This window comes from Ruegeria sp. BHSB172 (assembly GCF_059613165.1).
Genome location: NZ_JBXWRZ010000016.1, coordinates 1 through 2,042, shown reverse-complemented (window position 1 = coordinate 2,042; position 2,042 = coordinate 1). Strand labels below are relative to the sequence as shown.

Below are 2,042 nucleotides of genomic sequence, written 5' to 3'. Positions count from 1 at the left end.
ACCGAGGAACGGCGCTTGGTTTTGACCTTGCCGGAAAACAGTTTGAACAGTCGCATGACAGCCCCCTTGAACAGCTCGGCGCCGTTGCGATCCAGCCCCCCCGCGGGGCAAGGCCTATACCGAAACACACGGATAGATTGCAGCAGCGACCTATTCCTACCGTTTCGAGTAGCTTTGAATAAGGGGGAAAACCCCGCCGCAAAACGCAAAAATTTGTCCAACAGGACAAAAAATCGGTCAAGTCCGGGCACTTGCACGCGCGCCCCTGTCCACGAGTGCGCGAAATGGACGTAGCGTAACAAATCCAATACCTTCGGCACAGCCTGGGGTGACCCAGGGTCAGCCGGTGCAAATCAAGGCCCATCAGCCGCGCCGCGAATCGCGGCCCCGGGCGGATCAGCCGGACGCCAGCCAGGTCTTGGCCTCTTCATACGCTTCGGACGGGAAATACTGTGTACGTGTGCCCAAGATGTGCCGCGCGACGCGCTGCGCGATGTGCTGCCAGGCCTTGTCGCCCACGATGGCGGCCCGGTCCAGCATGCCGATATGATTGCGCGCCAGACGGAAATGCGCCGCGAGCGCCGACAGGCCCTGCCAGCCGTCGAACTCGCGCAGATCGATCAGCAGACGGAAGCCCTCCTTCTGGCTCAGCAACGTGTCCAGGCTCTGCTCGGCCTCTTCGTATTCCCTGGGGTCCACCTTGCCCAACAGGCTGATCTGCACGCAAGGCCCGCCCAGATCGACGACGTGAATGGCCCCGAGGGACTCGCGCAGCCACAAGCGCGCCTCGTCCAGATGCGACATCTCGAACACCTGCACAGGGCATGGCATCAGCGGAGCCGCGAGCCGCGCGCTGGTCTTCACCCAAGCTTTGTTTGTGACCACCGCGATCCGGTCGAACCCGCGCCAATGGCTGAGGCCCAGCTTGGTGTCCTCCCACGCGGCGCCAAGGTCATAACCTTCGAAGTCGGGGCCGGCGATCACCAGCATCCGGACCTGGTCGTGCTCTTGCAGCGCAGCTTCAATCGTGGGAACCAAGGAGTTGGTATAATCGGCACTTGTGACTTCGCCCGTCAATTCGATCTCAAGCAGTGCACCGTCAGACGTCTTGTGAATCGTAATCATCGAATGCCCTCCAAATCAGAGAATGGCCCGAGGTTACGGCGTTTCGATCCATTCGGCCACACCGCCGGGCAGTTCAGGCCGGAAATAGGCGACCATCCGTCCGTCGGGTCCGGCCGTTGCTCCGTCACGCCAGGGGGCCACCCCGTGCAGACAATGCCTGTGCAGTGCGATGGCCTCTCCCGGCCGGGCTGGGATCTCGATCCGCAGGCAGGTTTCGAACACCTCTCGGCGGGCGTCCTGATAGGCTTCGGTGATGTCTACCATTGCCCAATCCGCGCGCGCGACGCCGGCCAATACCCGGCGAAACGCCGCCTGCATGATCCGGTGGCTGCCATCCCAGACGACCAGCGGCGCCGCTTCGGCGCTGGCCGCTGTCAACGGCAGCCCCAGAATCCAGGCGTGCGGCTCGTCGATATGGCGGCGCCGATCCGGCCCATTGGGTTTGAGCCCGTCCACATGGGCCCCATCGCGCCGGACCCGGTATCGGGCGGCGGCTTCGCCCTCGCCCCGGCGCGGCCGTGGATAGCCCGGATAAACCACCGAGACCTGCCCTGGGTGCAGCGCGACCGAACCGTATTGCGCGCGCAGGAAGTCAAGCGCCGCGCCGCCCAACGGTCCCGAGCCGCCAACCCGCCCCGCCACGTCGTTGGGCAGGGCATCGACGCCGATGAACCACGTCTCTTCACAGTCAAGCCAGTGGAGATGGGCCGGGTCCCGCACCGCCGCGCGGGCGGCGGGCAGCGCATGCGCCACCCAGTCGGCGACGGAGGGCTCGGCCGGGAAAACCTCCCACCCGCGCGCCCAGAATGGCCTCACCACCCCAAGGCCTTGCGCAGCATGTTCAACGCCACGAGGGTCAGAAAGACCGCAAAGACGCGTTTAAGCGGTTTGGGATCCATAGCATGGGCCAGCTTCAC

Annotated in this window: 3 protein-coding genes and 1 pseudogene; all 4 read right to left on the bottom strand. The window is 64.6% G+C overall.

The window, feature by feature from the left end:
- Positions 1-221: hypothetical protein (locus AC2FM3_RS09940; RefSeq protein ID WP_496681211.1), on the bottom strand; the 221-nt coding region annotated here is incomplete at its 3' end.
- A 175-nt stretch (positions 222-396) separates the two neighbouring features.
- Positions 397-1,125: a SpoIIAA family protein gene (locus tag AC2FM3_RS09935; RefSeq protein WP_496681209.1), complete on the bottom strand. Its 729-nt coding sequence runs from the start codon at positions 1,123-1,125 to the stop codon at positions 397-399.
- Positions 1,126-1,158: 33 nt separating this feature from the next.
- Positions 1,159-1,944, bottom strand: coding sequence for a hypothetical protein (locus AC2FM3_RS09930; RefSeq protein WP_496681206.1), 786 nt, complete (start codon positions 1,942-1,944; stop codon positions 1,159-1,161).
- Positions 1,938-2,042, bottom strand: a pseudogene (locus AC2FM3_RS09925) (sulfite exporter TauE/SafE family protein); the annotation flags it as partial. The pseudogene AC2FM3_RS09925 and the gene AC2FM3_RS09930, both read right to left, overlap by 7 nt.